The sequence below is a fragment of the Sphaerotilus sp. genome (genome assembly GCF_034519685.1).
Classification (GTDB): domain Bacteria; phylum Pseudomonadota; class Gammaproteobacteria; order Burkholderiales; family Burkholderiaceae_C; genus Sphaerotilus.
Genome location: NZ_JAXHOF010000006.1, coordinates 334,548 through 351,776 on the forward strand (window position 1 = coordinate 334,548; position 17,229 = coordinate 351,776).

Below are 17,229 nucleotides of genomic sequence, written 5' to 3' on the forward strand. Positions count from 1 at the left end.
AGCCCATCATGGCATTCGACAAAGACGCATTCCTGGCAGCCCTGGACACGATGACCGTCCTGGAACTGAACGACCTGGTCAAGGCCGTTGAAACGAAGTTCGGCGTGTCCGCTGCTGCGGTCGCCGTGGCTGGTGGCGGTGCTGGTGGCGGCGCCGCTGCCCCGGCCGCTGAAGAGAAGACCGAATTCAACGTCGTGCTGAAGGCAGCCGGCGCGAACAAGGTCTCGGTCATCAAGGCCGTGCGCGAACTGACGGGCCTGGGCCTGAAGGAAGCCAAGGACCTGGTCGACGGCGCCCCGAAGAACGTCAAGGAAAGCATCGCCAAGGCCGACGCCGACGCCGCGCTCAAGAAGCTGGTCGAAGCTGGCGCAGACGCCGAAATCAAGTAATTCAGCGTCGGCATGCGCTTCGCGCGCATCTAAAACGCTGTGCAGGCTGGTCCGACAGGGCCAGCCTTTTTGTGCTTTTCAGGGTAAATCCTTAGAGATCACCTGAAAAAGCCGGCCGGGTTATTCTGGAAGGCTTTTTCAAGTGTTCTCTGAACCGACTGCAGAGAACCGGTTTGGTCGGACCGGGGTGCAATGCCCTGGTTGTCCGCCAGCGGCTGGTAGTGGCCAGCCACCAAGCTTCAGGCGCAAGGCCTGGTGCCAGTCGTCCCGATTTTCGGCCGAATGAGCTGCTGCCTTGGCCCGGTGGTGGACTTCGACACGGAGTGATTGATGGCGCAAGCAACCCCCTATAGCTACACCGAGCGCAAGCGAATCCGCAAGAGCTTCGGCAAGCGCGCGAGCGTGCTGAACGTTCCCTATCTGCTCACCATGCAGAAGGACAGCTACGTCGCTTTCCTGCAAAAGGATGTACCCCCGCTGAAGCGCAAACCAGAAGGTTTGCAAGCCGCATTCCTCTCGGCGTTCCCGATTGTTTCGCACAACGGGTTCGTGGAGATGAAGTTCCTCGAATTCAACATTGCCAAGCCGCCCTTCGATGTGCGCGAGTGCCAGCAGCGTGGTCTCACGTTCGCTGCCGCCGTGCGGGCGCGCCTGCAGATGATCATCTACGACCGCGAGAACTCGACGAACCAGTCGAAGGTGGTCAAGGAGATCAAGGAGCAGGAGGTCTACATGGGCGAAGTGCCCCTGATGACCGACTATGGTTCCTTCATCGTCAACGGCACGGAGCGCGTCATCGTGTCGCAGCTCCACCGCTCCCCCGGCGTGTTCTTCGAGCACGACAAGGGCAAGACCCACTCGTCCGGCAAGCTGCTGTTCTCGGCGCGGATCATTCCGTACCGCGGCTCGTGGCTCGACTACGAGTTCGACCCGAAGGACATCCTGTTCTTCCGCGTCGACCGCCGCCGCAAGATGCCGGTCACGATCCTGCTCAAGGCCATCGGCCTGAATCCCGAGCAGATCCTGGCGCACTTCTTCGACTTCGATAATCTGCGCCTGATGGACTCGGGCGCACAGCTCGAATTCGTGGCTGAGCGTCTGAAGGGCGAGATCGCCCGCTTCGACATCACCGACAAGAACGGTGTCGTCGTCGTCGAGAAGGACAAGCGCATCACCGCGAAGCACCTGCGCCAGATCACCGCGTCCGAGACGCAGTTCATCAGCGTGCCGGAAGACTTCCTGGTGGGCCGTGTCATCGCCCGCAACATGGTCGATGCCGACACCGGCGAGATCGTGGCCAAGGCCAACGAGGAAGTCACCGAGACGCTGCTGAAGAAGCTGCGTTCGGCCGGCATCCGCGATGTGCAGGTGCTCTACACCAACGAGCTGAACCAGGGCGCCTTCATCAGCCAGACCCTGGCGGCCGACGAGACCGCCGACCAGCTGGCCGCGCGCGTGGCCATCTACCGCATGATGCGCCCCGGCGAGCCGCCGACCGAAGACGCGGTCGAAGCGCTGTTCCACCGCCTGTTCTATTCGGCTGACACCTACGACCTGTCGCGCGTGGGCCGCATGAAGTTCAACGCCCGCGTGGGCCGCGACGGCGCGGAAGGCCCGATGACGCTGACCAACGAGGACATCCTCGACGTGGTCAAGATCCTCGTGGACCTGCGCAACGGCAACGGCGAAGTGGACGACATCGACCACCTCGGCAACCGCCGCGTGCGCTGCGTGGGCGAACTGGCCGAGAACCAGTACCGCTCGGGCCTGGCGCGGATCGAGAAGGCCGTCAAGGAACGCCTCGGCCAGGCCGAGACCGAAGCCCTGATGCCGCATGACCTGATCAACTCCAAGCCGATCTCCGCGGCGCTGAAGGAGTTCTTCGGGGCGTCGCAGCTCTCGCAGTTCATGGACCAGACCAACCCGCTGTCCGAGATCACGCACAAGCGTCGTGTCTCGGCCCTGGGCCCGGGCGGTCTGACCCGCGAGCGCGCTGGCTTCGAAGTCCGCGACGTGCACCCGACGCACTACGGCCGGGTCTGCCCGATCGAGACGCCGGAAGGTCCGAACATCGGTCTGATCAACTCGCTGGCCCTGTTCGCCCGCTTGAACGAGTACGGCTTCCTGGAGACGCCGTACCGCCGTGTCAAGGACGGCCTTGCTACCGACCAGATCGACTACCTGTCGGCCATCGAGGAAGGCAAGTACATCATCGCGCAGGCCAACGCCTCGCTGGACGCGGACAACCGCCTGTCCGACGAGCTGGTGTCGGCGCGTGAAAAGGGTGACTCGGTCCTGACCTCGCCGGAGCGCATCCAGTACATGGACGTGGCCCCGACGCAGATCGTCTCGGTCGCCGCCTCGCTCGTGCCCTTCCTGGAGCACGACGACGCGAACCGCGCGCTGATGGGCGCCAACATGCAGCGACAGGCTGTCCCGACGCTGCGCCCCGAAAAGGCGCTGGTCGGCACGGGCGTCGAGCGCGTGGCGGCGGTGGACTCGGGCACGGTGGTCACGGCGCGCCGCGGCGGCATCGTGGACTATGTCGACACCAACCGCATCGTGATCCGCGTGAACGACGCGGAAACGGTGGCGGGCGAAGTCGGTGTGGACATCTACAACCTGATCAAGTACCACCGCTCGAACCAGAACACCAACATCCACCAGCGTCCCATCGTCAGCCGCGGCCATTTCGTGGGCGCGGGCGACGTGATCGCCGACGGTGCATCGACCGACCTGGGCGAGCTGGCACTCGGCCAGAACATGCTGGTCGCGTTCATGCCGTGGAACGGCTACAACTTCGAAGACTCGATCCTGATCTCCGAACGCGTGGTGGCCGAAGACCGCTACACCTCGATCCACATCGAGGAGCTGGTGGTCATGGCGCGTGACACGAAGCTGGGCCCTGAGGACATCACCCGTGACATCCCGAATCTGTCCGAGGCGCAGCTGTCGCGTCTGGACGAGTCCGGCATCGTCTACGTCGGTGCCGAAGTGAACCCGGGCGACGTGCTGGTCGGCAAGGTCACGCCGAAGGGCGAGACCACGCTGACGCCGGAAGAGAAGCTGCTGCGCGCGATCTTCGGCGAGAAGGCGTCCGACGTGAAGGACACCTCGCTGCGCGTGGACCAGGGCACGATGGGCACCGTCATCGACGTGCAGGTCTTCACCCGCGAAGGCATCCAGCGCGACAAGCGCGCCCAGCAGATCATCGACGATGAACTCAAGCGCTTCCGCCTGGACCTGAACGACCAGCTGCGCATCGTCGAAGCCGACGCCTTCGACCGGATCGAGAAGCTGCTGACCGGCAAGATCGCCAACGGCGGTCCGCGCAAGATCGCCAAGGGCACGGTCATCGACAAGGCCTACCTGACCGATGTCGAGAAGTACCACTGGTTCGACATCCGTCCCGCCGAGGACGAGGTTGCCAACCAGCTCGAAAGCATCAAGAACTCGCTGGAGCAGACCCGCCACAGCTTCGACCTGATGTTCGAAGAGAAGCGCAAGAAGCTCACGCAGGGCGACGAGCTGCCGGCCGGCGTGCTGAAGATGGTCAAGGTCTATCTGGCCGTCAAGCGTCGCCTGCAGCCTGGCGACAAGATGGCCGGCCGCCACGGCAACAAGGGTGTGGTGTCGAAGATCGTTCCGATCGAGGACATGCCCTACATGGCCGACGGCACCCCCGCCGACATCGTGCTGAACCCGCTGGGCGTGCCTTCGCGGATGAACGTGGGTCAGGTGCTGGAAGTCCACCTGGGCTGGGCCGGCAAGGGCATCGGCCAGCGCATCGGCGACATGCTGCAGCAGGAGGCCCGCGTGGCCGAGCTGCGCAAGTTCTTCGACGAGCTGTACAACCAGTCCGGCGGCCGTCCGGAAGATCTGTCCCAGCTCAGCGACGCCGAAGTCGTCGAGATGGCGCGCAACCTCACCAACGGTGTGCCGTTCGCGACCCCGGTGTTCGACGGTGCGAAGGAATCCGAGATCCGCGCGATGCTCAAGCTCGCGTACCCGGACGACATCGCCGCGAAGAAGGGCCTGACCCCGACGCGCACGCAGGCCTACCTGTACGACGGCCGCACGGGCGACCAGTTCGAGCGTCCGACCACGGTCGGCTACATGCACGTGCTGAAGCTGCACCACCTGGTCGACGACAAGATGCACGCCCGCTCCACCGGCCCGTACTCGCTCGTCACCCAGCAGCCGCTGGGCGGCAAGGCGCAGTTCGGCGGCCAGCGCTTCGGTGAAATGGAAGTGTGGGCACTGGAAGCCTACGGCGCGGCGTATGTCCTGCAGGAAATGCTGACGGTCAAGTCCGACGACGTGAACGGCCGCACCAAGGTCTACGAGAGCATCGTCAAGGGTGAGCACTCGATCGAAGCCGGCATGCCGGAATCGTTCAACGTGCTGGTCAAGGAAATTCGTTCGCTCGGTATCGACATCGAGCTCGAGCGCAACTAAGGAGAAGATGCATGAAGGGATTACTCGACCTTTTCAAGCAGTTCACCCCGGATGAACACTTCGACGCGATCAAGATCGGGCTGGCCAGCCCGGAGAAGATCCGCTCGTGGTCGTTCGGCGAGGTGAAGAAGCCCGAGACGATCAACTACCGCACCTTCAAGCCGGAACGTGACGGCCTGTTCTGCGCCAAGATCTTCGGTCCGATCAAGGACTACGAGTGCCTGTGCGGCAAGTACAAGCGCCTGAAGCACCGTGGCGTGATCTGCGAGAAGTGCGGCGTCGAAGTGACGCAGACCAAGGTTCGCCGTGACCGCATGGGTCACATCGACCTGGCGGCTCCGTGCGCGCACATCTGGTTCCTGAAGTCGCTGCCGTCGCGTCTGGGCATGGTGCTCGACATGACGCTGCGCGACATCGAACGCGTGCTGTACTTCGAAGCCTATGTGGTGGTGGATTCGGGCATGACCCCGCTGAAGAAGTTCAGCATCATGTCCGAGGACGACTACGACACCAAGAAGCGCGAATACGGTGACGAGTTCACCGCGCTGATGGGCGCCGAAGGCATCAAGCAGCTGCTCGAAGAGATGGATCTCGACGTCGAGATCGAGCGTCTGCGCGGCGACATGACCGGCTCCGAGCTGAAGGTCAAGAAGAACTCCAAGCGCCTCAAGGTGATGGAGGCCTTCAAGAAGTCGGGCATCAAGCCGCACTGGATGATCATGCAGGTGCTGCCGGTGCTGCCGCCGGACCTGCGTCCGCTCGTTCCCCTGGACGGTGGCCGCTTCGCGACCTCCGACCTGAACGACCTGTACCGCCGCGTCATCAACCGCAACAACCGCCTGGCCCGTCTGCTGGAGCTGAAGGCCCCTGAAATCATCGTGCGCAATGAAAAGCGCATGCTGCAGGAAGCCGTCGACTCGCTGCTGGACAACGGCCGCCGCGGCAAGGCGATGACGGGCGCGAACAAGCGCGCCCTGAAGTCGCTGGCCGACATGATCAAGGGCAAGTCGGGTCGCTTCCGTCAGAACCTGCTGGGCAAGCGCGTCGACTACTCGGGCCGTTCGGTCATCGTGGTGGGCCCGACGCTGAAGCTGCACCAGTGCGGTCTGCCCAAGCTGATGGCGCTGGAGCTGTTCAAGCCGTTCATCTTCTCGCGCCTGGAGGCGATGGGCATCGCGTCCACGATCAAGCAGGCCAAGAAGGAAGTGGAATCGGGCACGCCGGTGGTGTGGGACATCCTTGAAGAAGTCATCAAGGAACACCCGATCATGCTGAACCGCGCGCCGACGCTGCACCGCCTGGGCATCCAGGCGTTCGAGCCGGTGCTGATCGAAGGCAAGGCCATCCAGCTGCACCCGCTCGTCTGCTCGGCGTTCAACGCCGACTTCGACGGTGACCAGATGGCCGTCCACATCCCGCTGTCGATCGAAGCGCAGATGGAAGCCCGCACGCTGATGCTGGCCTCCAACAACGTGCTGTTCCCGGCGTCGGGCGAGCCGTCGATCGTGCCGTCGCAGGACGTGGTGCTGGGTCTGTACTACGCGACCCGCGACCGCATCAACGCCAAGGGCGAAGGCATGGTCTTCTCCGACACCATCGAACTCCAGCGCGCGCTGGACAACGGTGCGGTCGAGATCACGGCCAAGATCAGCGTGCGCCTGACCGAGTACACCCGTGGTGCGGACGGCGAGAGCTGGATTCCCTCGACCAAGCTGGTGGAAACCACCGTCGGTCGCGGCCTGCTGTCCGAGATCCTCCCGAAGGGCCTGCCGTTCAGCAACCTGAACAAGGCGCTCAAGAAGAAGGAAATCTCGCGCCTGATCAACACCTCGTTCCGCAAGTGCGGCCTGAAGGCCACCGTCGTGTTCGCCGACAAGCTGCTGCAGAGCGGCTTCCGGCTGGCCACGCGCGCCGGCATCTCCATCGCCATCGACGACATGCTGGTGCCGAAGGAGAAGGTCAAGCTGCTGGAGCGCGCCGAAAAGGAAGTCAAGGAAATCGAGCAGCAGTATGTCTCGGGCCTGGTGACCTCCGGCGAGCGCTACAACAAGGTCGTCGACATCTGGGGCAAGACGGGTGACGAGGTGGGCAAGGTCATGATGGCCCAGCTCTCCAAGCAGAAGACCATCGACCGCCACGGCAAGGAAGTCGACCAGGAGTCGTTCAACTCCATCTACATGATGGCCGACTCCGGCGCGCGGGGTTCCGCCGCCCAGATCCGACAGCTCGCCGGCATGCGCGGCCTGATGGCCAAGCCGGACGGCTCGATCATCGAGACGCCCATCACGGCGAACTTCCGCGAAGGCCTGAACGTTCTGCAGTACTTCATCTCCACCCACGGCGCCCGCAAGGGCCTGGCGGACACGGCGCTGAAGACCGCGAACTCGGGTTACCTGACGCGCCGTCTGGTCGATGTGACGCAGGATCTGGTGGTCATCGAGGACGACTGCGGCACCGACAACGGCATGGCGATGCGCGCCCTGGTCGAAGGCGGCGAAGTCATCGAATCGCTGCGCGACCGCATCCTCGGCCGCGTCACCGCGATCGACGTGCTGCACCCTGAGACCCAGGAAGTGCTGGTCACCCGCGGCAAGATGCTCGACGAGGACATCCTCGACGCGCTCGAAGCCGTGGGCGTCGACGAAGTCAAGGTCCGCACCGCGCTGACCTGCGACACGCGCTTCGGCATCTGCGCCAAGTGCTACGGCCGCGACCTCGGCCGCGGCGGCCTGATCAACATCGGCGAAGCGATCGGCGTCATCGCCGCGCAGTCGATCGGCGAGCCGGGCACGCAGCTGACGATGCGGACCTTCCACATCGGTGGTGCGGCTTCGCGTGCGGCGATCGCGTCGAGCGTCGAAGCCAAGTCCGAAGGTCGCATCGGCTTCAACAGCACGATGCGCTACGTGACCAACGCCAAGGGCGAGCTGGTGGTGATCTCGCGTTCCGGCGAAATCATCATCTCCGACCCGCACGGCCGCGAGCGCGAGCGCCACAAGGTGCCGTATGGCGCGACCTTGAACATCAAGGCCGACCAGCAGATCAAGGCCGGCACGATCCTGGGCAACTGGGATCCGCTGACCCGCCCGATCATCACCGAGTTCGCCGGCAAGATGCGCTTCGAGAACGTCGAGGAAGGCGTGACCGTGGCCAAGCAGGTGGACGAAGTGACGGGCCTGTCGACGCTGGTGGTCATCGACCCGAAGCGCCGCGGCTCGGTCAAGGTCGTGCGTCCGCAGGTCAAGCTGCTGGACTTCGCTGGCCAGGAAGTGAAGATCCCCGGCACCGACCATTCGGTGACGATCGGCTTCCCCATCGGCTGTCTGATCCAGGTCCGCGATGGCCAGGACGTGATGCCTGGCGAGGTGCTGGCCCGCATCCCGGTCGAAGGCCAGAAGACACGCGACATCACCGGCGGTCTGCCGCGGGTGGCCGAGCTGTTCGAAGCCCGCACGCCCAAGGACAAGGGCACGCTGGCCGAGATGACCGGCACGGTGTCGTTCGGCAAGGAGACCAAGGGCAAGGTGCGCCTGCAGATCACCGATCCGGAAGGCCGCGTCGCCGAGGAACTCGTGCCGAAGGAAAAGAACATCCTGGTGCACGAAGGCCAGGTGGTCAACAAGGGCGAGTCGATCGTCGACGGTCCGGCCGATCCGCAGGACATCCTGCGCCTGCTGGGCGTGGAAGAACTGGCGCGCTACATCGTCGACGAAGTGCAGGACGTCTACCGTCTGCAGGGCGTGAAGATCAACGACAAGCACATCGAGGTGATCGTTCGCCAGATGCTGCGCCGTGTGCAGATCGCCAACGCCGGTGACTCGACCTACATCGTCGGCGAGCAGGTCGAGCGTTCGGAGCTGTTCAACACGAACGAGCGCCTGCGCGCCGAGGGCAAGCTGCCCGCGACCTACTCCGACGTGCTGCTGGGCATCACCAAGGCGTCCCTGTCGACCGACTCGTTCATCTCCGCGGCGTCCTTCCAGGAAACCACCCGCGTGCTGACCGAAGCGGCCATCATGGGCAAGCGCGACGAGCTGCGTGGTCTGAAGGAAAACGTCATCGTGGGTCGCCTGATCCCGGCCGGCACGGGTCTGGCCTTCCACCAGGCCCGCAAGGCCAAGGAAACGATGGACGACACCGAGCGCCGTGCCATCGCGATGCAGGAAGCGCAGGAAGCACTGGCGGCGGTCGATGCCGACACGACTTCTGGCGCCGACGCACAGGGCTGACGCCTGAGGGGGCGACCCCTCCACTCCGAAACCCCGAGCGGGCATGCCCTCCTCGGGGTTTTTCACGTCCCTGTACTGTTGCAAATGCTTTTGCATTAGCATGTGCGGCATGGAACCCCGCGAACGCCAGACCCGCCAGCGCGACGCGCTCCTGCAAGCCCTGCAAGGCAGCGCCCGCGCCCTGACCCCCGCCGAGCTGTGCGCGCTGGCGCAGCAGCAGGTCGCCACGCTGAACCTGTCCACCGTCTACCGCCAGCTCAACGCGCTGCAGGAGCTGGGCGTGGTGACCCGCGTCGATCTGCCGGGCCAGTCAGCACGCTACGAAGCCGCCTGTGTACACCACGACCACGCCCACGGCGACGAGGACCACCACCACCACCATTTCCACTGCACCCGCTGCGACCGTGTGTTCCCCATCCACGCCTGCCCTGGCGCCATGGACGAGCTGGCGCCGCCGGGCTTCCAGGTGCAGCGCCATGACCTGACGCTGCATGGCCTGTGTGCGGATTGCGGGAGCGCGTCATGCTGATGGCGAGCGCGGCGGTGCGGTGTGCGGGCGCGCTGGGGCTGGTGGCGCTGCTGTGGCTGGCGGTGGGCTGGGGGCTGTCGGCATGAGCGGGGCCGTGTTGACGCTGGACGGCGTGAGCGTGCAGCGGGGCGAGCGCTGGGCGCTGGAGAACATCAGCGGCGAGGTGCAGCGCGGCGCCATGACGGCGATCGTCGGCCCCAACGGCGCGGGCAAGAGCACCTTGCTCGACACGCTGGCCGGTCACCTGGCGCCGCAGCAGGGCCGCCTCACACGCGCCGCCGGCGTGACGGTCGCCTACCTGCCGCAGCACGCGCGCATCGACCGCAGCTTCCCGATCCGCGTCGGCGATGTGGTGGCACTGGGGGCGTGGTCGCGCATCGGGCTGTGGAAGGCGCTCGGCGGCGGGCTGCGCCGCGAGGTGGCCGACGCGCTGGCGGCGGTCGGGCTGGCGGGCTGCGAGCGCCGGGTGATTTCCGATCTGTCGGCCGGGCAGTTCCAGCGCGTGCTGTTCGCGCGGCTGATGCTCCAGAACGCCGACCTGATCCTGCTCGACGAGCCGTTCAACGCCATCGACGAAGGCACGACCGCCGACCTGCTTGCGCTGATCCACCGCTGGCATGCGCAGGGCCGCAGCATCGTCGCCGTGCTGCACGACATGGAGCAGGTGCGGGCGCATTTCGACCAGACCGTGCTGCTGTCGCGGCGCGTGCTGGCGTGGGGGGCGACGCCGAGTGCGCTGTCACCCGAGCCGCTGCGCGCCGCGCGCCTGCTGGCCGACGAGGTCCGTGCATGACGCTGCCGGGTCCGGGCGACTGGTCCGCGCTGCTGTTCCAACCCTTTGTCGAATTCGGTTTCATGCGCCGCGCGCTGGTGGCCGTGCTGGCGCTGTCGATGGGGGCGGCGCCGCTGGGCTGCCTGCTGGTGCTGCGGCGCATGAGCCTGATGGGCGACGCGATGGCGCACGCGCTGCTGCCCGGTGCGGCGGTCGGCTACTTGATGGCGGGCCTGTCGCTGACGGCGATGAGCGTGGGGGCTTTCGCCGCGGCGCTGCTGGTCGCGCTCGGGGCCGGGGCGGTGACGCGGCGCACCGGGCAGCGCGAGGACGCCAGCTTCGCTGCGTTCTATCTGATCGCGCTGGCGCTGGGCGTGCTGCTGATCTCGACCCACGGCAGCAGCGTCGACCTGATCCACGTGCTGTTCGGCAGCGTGCTGGCGGTGGACGACGCGGCGTTGGTGCTGGTCGCGGCGATCGCCAGTGTGACGCTGCTGGTGCTGGCGCTGCTGTACCGGCCGCTGGTGGTCGAGAGCTTCGATGCGACCTTCCTGCGCTCGGTGGGCGGGCCGGGGGCGCTGAGCCACAACGTGCTGCTGGTGCTGACGGTGGCGAACCTGGTGGGCGGCTTTCAGGCGATGGGCACGCTGATGGCGGTCGGGCTGATGATGGTGCCGGCCATCGCGGCGCGCTTCTGGGTGCGGGATCTGGGGCAGCTGGCGCTGCTGGCGACCGGGTTCGCGATGGTGTCGGGCTGGGCCGGGCTGCTGCTGTCCTTTTACGCCGATCTGCCCTCCGGGCCGGCCATCGTGCTGGTCGCGGGGGCGTTCTACCTGGTGTCGCTGCTGTTCGGGCGACACGACGGGTTGCTGCGCCGCCGCGCGCCTGCAGCCCCTTCCGCTCTGATGTCTCCGTGAGTTGCTGACCATGCCGCGTGTTTCCGATGTTCTCCTTGTCCGGCGCCGCCACTGGCTGCAGGCGCTGTTGGCCCTGGCCCTGGTGCCCTGGGCCGCGGGCGGGCAGGCCCAGGGGCGCCCGCTCCGGGTGGTCGCCAGCTTCTCGATCCTGGCGGATCTGGTGGCGCAGGTGGGCGGCCCTGCGGTCGACGTCACGGCCCTGGTTGGCCCCGATGCCGACGCCCATGTGTTCCAGCCCGCCCCTGCCGACGTCAAGCGCATGGCGCAGGCCGACCTCGTCGTGGTCAACGGGCTGCATTTCGAGGGCTGGCTGACCCGGCTGGTCAAGTCGTCCGGGTTCAAGGGGCCGGTGCTGGTGTGCAGCGACGGACTGCCGACGCGCAAGGCGGTGCCGGGTCAGGGCCACAGCCACGGGCATGACCACGAGACCGCGGACCCGCACGCCTGGCAAGACCTGGCCAATGCCCGCCACTACGTCGCCCGGATCCGGGATGCCCTGGTGGCCGCACGCCCCGAGCAGGCCGCTGCGCTGCGCGAGCGGGCCGCGGCCTACACCGCGCAGATCGACACGCTCGACCGCCAGATCCGCGCCGAGTTCGCCACCATCCCGGCCGATCGCCGTCGGGTGGTCACCTCGCACGATGCGTTCGGCCACTTCGCGGCGGCCTATGGCGTCGAGTTCCTGTCGGCCCAGCGCTGGAACACCGACAGCGAGCCCTCCGCCGCCGACGTGGCGCGGCTGATCCGCCAGGTCCGCCAGCAGCGGGCGACGGCGCTGTTCGTCGAGAACATCTCGGACCCGCGGATGGTGCAGCGCATCGCCAAGGAAACCGGCGCGGTGGTCGGCGGCATGCTGTATTCCGACGCACTGTCCGCCCCGGGCACCGCGGCCGACACCTACCTCAAGCTGTTCCACCACAACGCGCAGACCCTGCTGGCGGGGCTGCGCAGGAGTCCATGATGACGAAGACGCTGAACCGAGGGCTGGTCATGGCCGGACTGTTGCTGGGCGCAGCACCTGTGCTGGCAGCGGGTGCGCATGTGCATGGCGCGGTGCAACTGGAGGTCACGCTGGACGGCCCGACGCTGTCCATCGCCCTGGAAGCCCCGCTCGACAGCCTCCTGGGTTTCGAGCGCGCGCCGCGCACCGCGAGCGAGAAGCAGGCCGCACAGGACGCGCTGACCGCCTTGCGGGGCCGCACGCTTTTCGCGCCGGATGCCGCAGCAGGCTGTGTCTTCCAGTCCGCCACCGCCGACGCCGAGGCCCTGCAGCCCGGTGCCAAGGCCGGTGAACATGCCGACCTGGACGCTACCGCCGAGTTCACCTGCACCAAACCCGAGCAACTGCGCCGCATCGACCTGGGCGGGCTGATGACCCGCTTCAAGCGCATCCAGCGCCTGCAGGCGCAGGTTGTCACGCCGCAGGGTCAGTTCAAGCAGACGCTCAAGCGCCCCGCGCAGATGCTGACCTGGGGCCGCTGATGTCGGCCGGGGCGACCGCACCGCTGCTGCGTGTGCGCGACCTGCGCTACCGCTGGCCGGGCAGTGTGCGTGACCAGCTCGACATCGCCGCCTTCGACGTGATGCCCGGCGAGGCGCTGTTCCTTCGTGGGCCGAGCGGCTGCGGCAAGAGCACGCTGCTGTCGCTGCTGGCCGGCGTGCTGGTGGCCGACCACGGCACGGTCAGCCTGCTCGGCCAGGACTGGCGCACGCTGTCGGCCAGCCGCCGCGACCGCCAGCGCGCCGACCACGTCGGTTACATCTTCCAGCAGTTCAATCTGCTGCCCTACCTGTCCGTGCGCGACAACGTGCTGCTGCCGAGCCGGTTTTCCGCGCTGCGGGCGGCCCGCTCGCGCGAGGCGGCGGGCTCGCCGGGTGCTGAGGCCGAGCGGCTGCTGGACGCGCTGCAGCTCGACCGCTCGCTCTGGGGCCGACGCGCGGCCGAGCTGTCGGTCGGGCAGCAGCAGCGGGTGGCGACGGCGCGTGCGCTGCTGGGCAGGCCCGAGCTGGTCATCGCCGACGAGCCGACCTCCGCGCTCGACGAGGCGCTGCGCGACCGCTACCTCGCGCTGCTGCTGGACGCCTGCGCCGAGGCGGGCAGCGCGTTGGTGCTGGTCAGCCACGATGCGCGGCTGGCGGCGCAGTTCAGCCGCCAGGTCGACCTGCCGCAGCTCAACCGCGCCGCGCAGCGCACGGCCGAGGAGGGCGCCGCATGAGCGCCTTGCTCCACCTCGCCGCCCGCAGTGCCTGGAACCGCCGCTTCGTGCTCGGGCTGATCGTGGCGTCGATCGCGCTGTCCACCTTCTTGCTGCTGGGCATCGAGCGCGTGCGCCAGGACGTGCGGCACAACTTCTCGCAGTCGGTGTCCGGCACCGACCTGATCGTCGGGGCGCGGACGGGCTCGGTGCAGTTGCTGCTGTACTCGGTCTTCCGCCTCGGCAGCGCCACCAACAACCTCCGCTGGGACAGCGTGCAGGCGCTGGCGAAACAGCGGCAGGTGGCCTGGGTCGTGCCGATCTCGCTGGGGGATTCGCACCGCGGGTTCTCGGTCGTCGGCACCACGCCGGGCTATTTCGAGCATTTCCGCCATGGCGAGCGGCAGCCGCTGGTGCTGGCGCAGGGGCGGGCGTTTGGCGACGGCAACGCGCAGGTGTACGAGGCAGTGCTCGGCGCCGAGGTGGCCGAGCGGCTCGGCTACACGATCGGCCAGAAGATCGTGCTGAGCCACGGCGACGGCGCCTTCGCGGCCAATGACCACGCCGACAAGCCGTTCACCGTCGTCGGCCTGCTGCAGCGCACGGGCACGCCCGTCGACCGCTCGGTCCACATTCCGCTCGGCGGCATGGAGGCGATCCACCTCGACTGGGTCGCCGGGACACCAATGCCCGGCATGGCCGTCACCGCCGATGCTGCGCTGGCGCAAGACCTGACGCCGCGCAGTGTCACGGCCGCGCTGGTCGGATTGAAGAATCGAGCCGCCGTGTTCTCAGTGCAGCGCTGGGTGTCGGGCTACCCGGACGAGGCGCTGATGGCCGTGCTGCCGGGCGTGGCATTGGACGAGCTGTGGGAAGTCGTCGGTGCGGGCGAGCAGGCGCTGCTGGCGGTGAGCGTGCTGGTGTCGGTGGTGAGCCTGGCGGGGCTGATGGCGGTGATCATGGCCGGGCTGAACGAGCGGCGGCGCGAGCTGGCGATCCTGCGCTCGGTGGGCGCGGGGCCGTGGCAGATGCTGGGGCTGCTGGCGGTGGAGGGCGCGCTGGTCACCGGGCTGGGGGTCGTGCTGGGCGCGGCGGTCTGCTACGGCTTGATCGCGGCGCTGGGCGAATGGGCCGGGCTGCACTGGGGCGTGGCATTGCGGCTGGGCTGGCCGGGGGCCGGCGAGTGGATGCTGCTTTGCGGCTTGCTGATGGGGGGCTGGCTGGCGAGCCTGGTTCCGGGCTATCGTGCGTATCGCCTGTCGCTGGCCGACGGGTTGTCACCGAGGATCTGACTGTGATGCTGAAACTGTTTCCCCTGGCGCTGGCCTGGGCCTTGGCGCTGGGCCTGTCGTCGCCGATGGCCGGGGCCGCGTCCCCGCCGGACAAGTCCACGGCGAAGACCACGGCCAAACCGGGTGCGGTCCGCGAACTCAAGTGGGAAGAGCTGGTGCCCGCGGGCTGGGATCCGATGAAGCTGCTGCGGGGCAAGGGCGACCTGTCGCGCCTGCAGGACGGTGATCCGCAGACCAATGCCCTGATGCGCGAGGTGCGCGAGGTCTGGGACAACGCGCCGATCCGCCCCGAACTGGCGGGCAAGAAGGTCAAGCTGCCGGGCTACCTCGTCCCGCTGGAAGGCCAGAGCGGCGAGTGGAAGGAGTTCCTGGTCGTGCCGTATTTCGGCGCCTGTGTCCACTCGCCGCCGCCGCCGGCCAACCAGATCGTGCATGTGAAGGCGGCCATTCCGGCCAAGGGCCTGCGCAGCATGGACACCATCTGGGTGACGGGCACGATGCGCACCGAGCGCCGTGACACCGACATGGGGGTCAGCGGTTACACGATCGACGGGGCGGTGGTGGAGAAATATGTGGAGCCGCCGCTGCCACCAGCTGCGAAATGAGCCGCGGGACCGGGCGGCTGGGGCCTCCACCGCTCAGCGCCCGGCGCAATCGGCCTTCAGCGCCTGCATCAGCACCTCCATGTCCAGCCGGGCATGGCGCGCGTCCACCGCGTGCAGCACCCCCTCGCGCCGCAGCGCCGACACCAGCCGGCTCGCTGTCTCGAAGGTCATGTCCAGCATCGCGCCCATCTCCTGGCGCGTCGGCATCCAGATGCGGCCAGTCTCGTCGCCGAACTCGCTGAGCTTGAGCAGCAGCCGCAGCATGCGGTGGCGCGCCGGGCCACGGGCGAGTTCGGTCAGCCATTCGTCGGCGTCGTCCAGCGCACGCTGCCAGCGCTTCATCAGGTCGCGGGTGATCTCGGGGTGTCCGGCCGAGAGTTCATCGATCAGCACCCGCGGAATCCGGCAGACCTGCACCTCGGTGCATGCCACCGCATCGGCTGCATAGGTCTGGTGCAGGATCGATTCCAGCCCGAGCAGGTCGGTGCGTCCGGCCAGCCGCAGGATGCGGCGCTCGCCCGCTTCGCTCGTGCGCTCCAGCCTCAGCACGCCGCTGCGCACGGTGAACACGGCCGAGCCGCTGTCCTGGGCGGTGTAGAGCGTCTGGCCGGGCTCCAGCGTCAGGTCGGCGATGCGGTAGTGGATCTGCGCCAGTGCGGCTTCATCCAGGGCGCCGAACAGGGCGAACTGGCGCACGCTGCAACTGGCGCAGACCTGGACCTGCGGGTTGTAGGGGCCCGATGGGGTGGTCTGGAGAACGATGGGGATGGGCTGGACCATGGGTGCGCGGTCTCGGATCGGAATTGTTCTGGTGCGGCGTTCGGGGATGGTGCCGAGTATGGCGTGTCCCGTCCGGTGGTGGGCTGACGGCGGGGACGTCCTTGTTCGGGGCGGGTGATCGGCGCCGGTGAGCGGGGCGGGGCGGCGCACGGTCTCGGTGCGCCGCCAGGGGTACGGGCTGGTGTGCAACTTGCAATGCAGAGATTTTGTATACACCGCTGGAGACACTTCCATGTCCGCATTCCTGTCTGCGTTCCCGACCCGCCGCCACACCCTCGCCCGACTGGCTGCCACGGTGGCCTTGTGCAGCACCGCCCTGCTGCCGGGGCTGGCCGGCGCCCAGACCGCGCTCGACGACATCACCGCCCGCAAGCAGATCCACATCGCCATCCCGACCGACTTCCCGCCCTACGGCTTCGTCGGCACCGACCTGAAGCCGCAGGGGCTGGACGTGGACATGGCGAACTACATCGCCGCCAAGCTGGGCGTGAAGGCCGAGCTGGTGCCGGTGACCAGCGCCAACCGCATTCCGTACCTGCAGACGAAGAAGGCCGACCTCGTCATCTCGACGCTGGGCAAGAACGCCGAGCGCGAGAAGGTGATCGACTTCACCGCCGCCTACTCGCCGTTCTTCCAGGCGGTGTTCGCGGCCAAGGGCGTGGCGATCAAGTCCGCGGCCGATCTGGCCGGCAAGAGCGTGGCCGTGACCCGCGGCGCGATCGAGGACATGGAACTCACCAGGATCGCCCCCGCCAGCGCCGACATCAAGCGCTTCGAGGACAACAACGCCACCGTCTCGGCCTTCGTCTCGGGCCAGGTGCCGGTGATCGCCACCGGCGCCTCGGTGGCCGGCAACATGATGGCCCGCAACCCGCAGCTCGGCACCGAGTTCAAGTTCGTGCTGAAGGACTCGCCCAACTTCATCGGCGTGGCCAAGGGCGAGGACAAGCTGCGGCTGAAGGTCAACGAGATCCTGGCGCAGGCGAAGACCTCGGGTGACCTCGACAAGATGGCGGTGCGCTGGCTCGGCCGTCCGGCCGGCGACCTGCCGCAGTGAGGCCGG

13 protein-coding genes are annotated in these 17,229 nt (G+C 67.3%); 12 read left to right on the plus strand and 1 reads right to left on the minus strand.

Annotated features, from left to right (window positions below):
• Nucleotides 1–8 precede the first annotated feature (8 nt).
• The 11 genes from rplL to U5O44_RS12675 all read left to right on the plus strand — a co-directional run bounded on the left by rplL (nucleotide 9) and on the right by U5O44_RS12675 (nucleotide 15,386).
• Nucleotides 9–389, plus strand: coding sequence for a 50S ribosomal protein L7/L12 (gene rplL, locus U5O44_RS12625; RefSeq protein ID WP_322588818.1), 381 nt, complete (start codon nucleotides 9–11; stop codon nucleotides 387–389).
• Nucleotides 390–719: 330 nt separating this feature from the next.
• Nucleotides 720–4,847 (plus strand): DNA-directed RNA polymerase subunit beta, encoded by a 4,128-nt coding sequence (gene rpoB / locus U5O44_RS12630; RefSeq protein WP_322588819.1) that lies wholly within the window; start codon nucleotides 720–722, stop codon nucleotides 4,845–4,847.
• Nucleotides 4,848–4,858: 11 nt separating this feature from the next.
• Nucleotides 4,859–9,076, plus strand: a complete 4,218-nt coding sequence (gene rpoC / locus U5O44_RS12635) for a DNA-directed RNA polymerase subunit beta' (RefSeq protein ID WP_322588820.1) — start codon at nucleotides 4,859–4,861, stop codon at nucleotides 9,074–9,076.
• 109 nt (nucleotides 9,077–9,185) lie between these two features.
• Complete coding sequence (locus U5O44_RS12640) at nucleotides 9,186–9,605, plus strand: Fur family transcriptional regulator (RefSeq protein ID WP_322588821.1); 420 nt, start codon at nucleotides 9,186–9,188, stop codon at nucleotides 9,603–9,605.
• Nucleotides 9,606–9,687: 82 nt separating this feature from the next.
• A complete protein-coding gene (aztA, locus tag U5O44_RS12645; protein ID WP_322588822.1) occupies nucleotides 9,688–10,398 on the plus strand; it encodes a zinc ABC transporter ATP-binding protein AztA in 711 nt (236 codons plus the stop codon).
• The gene (locus U5O44_RS12650) at nucleotides 10,395–11,294 is read left to right on the plus strand and encodes a metal ABC transporter permease (protein ID WP_322588823.1); all 900 of its coding nucleotides are present in this window, start codon (nucleotides 10,395–10,397) and stop codon (nucleotides 11,292–11,294) included. Before aztA ends, U5O44_RS12650 begins: the two co-directional genes overlap by 4 nt.
• A gap of 10 nt (nucleotides 11,295–11,304) precedes the next feature.
• The gene (locus tag U5O44_RS12655; protein WP_322588824.1) at nucleotides 11,305–12,255 is read left to right on the plus strand and encodes a metal ABC transporter substrate-binding protein; all 951 of its coding nucleotides are present in this window, start codon (nucleotides 11,305–11,307) and stop codon (nucleotides 12,253–12,255) included.
• Entirely contained in the window at nucleotides 12,255–12,776 is a 522-nt protein-coding gene (locus tag U5O44_RS12660; protein WP_322588825.1) for a DUF2796 domain-containing protein, read from the plus strand. Before U5O44_RS12655 ends, U5O44_RS12660 begins: the two co-directional genes overlap by 1 nt.
• Complete coding sequence (locus tag U5O44_RS12665; RefSeq protein ID WP_322588826.1) at nucleotides 12,776–13,510, plus strand: ABC transporter ATP-binding protein; 735 nt, start codon at nucleotides 12,776–12,778, stop codon at nucleotides 13,508–13,510. Before U5O44_RS12660 ends, U5O44_RS12665 begins: the two co-directional genes overlap by 1 nt.
• Entirely contained in the window at nucleotides 13,507–14,781 is a 1,275-nt protein-coding gene (locus tag U5O44_RS12670) for an ABC transporter permease (protein WP_322588827.1), read from the plus strand. Before U5O44_RS12665 ends, U5O44_RS12670 begins: the two co-directional genes overlap by 4 nt.
• 5 nt (nucleotides 14,782–14,786) lie before the next feature.
• Nucleotides 14,787–15,386, plus strand: a complete 600-nt coding sequence (locus tag U5O44_RS12675; protein ID WP_322588828.1) for a DUF3299 domain-containing protein — start codon at nucleotides 14,787–14,789, stop codon at nucleotides 15,384–15,386.
• Nucleotides 15,387–15,419: 33 nt separating this feature from the next.
• Here the strand turns inward: U5O44_RS12675 and U5O44_RS12680 are convergent, their stop codons facing one another.
• Nucleotides 15,420–16,166 (minus strand): Crp/Fnr family transcriptional regulator, encoded by a 747-nt coding sequence (locus U5O44_RS12680; protein ID WP_322588829.1) that lies wholly within the window; start codon nucleotides 16,164–16,166, stop codon nucleotides 15,420–15,422.
• Between the two features lie 232 nt (nucleotides 16,167–16,398).
• Here U5O44_RS12680 and U5O44_RS12685 point away from each other — a divergent pair, with 232 nt between their 5' ends.
• Nucleotides 16,399–17,223: a transporter substrate-binding domain-containing protein gene (locus U5O44_RS12685; protein WP_322588830.1), complete on the plus strand. Its 825-nt coding sequence runs from the start codon at nucleotides 16,399–16,401 to the stop codon at nucleotides 17,221–17,223.
• The last annotated feature ends 6 nt before the right edge of the window (nucleotides 17,224–17,229 follow it).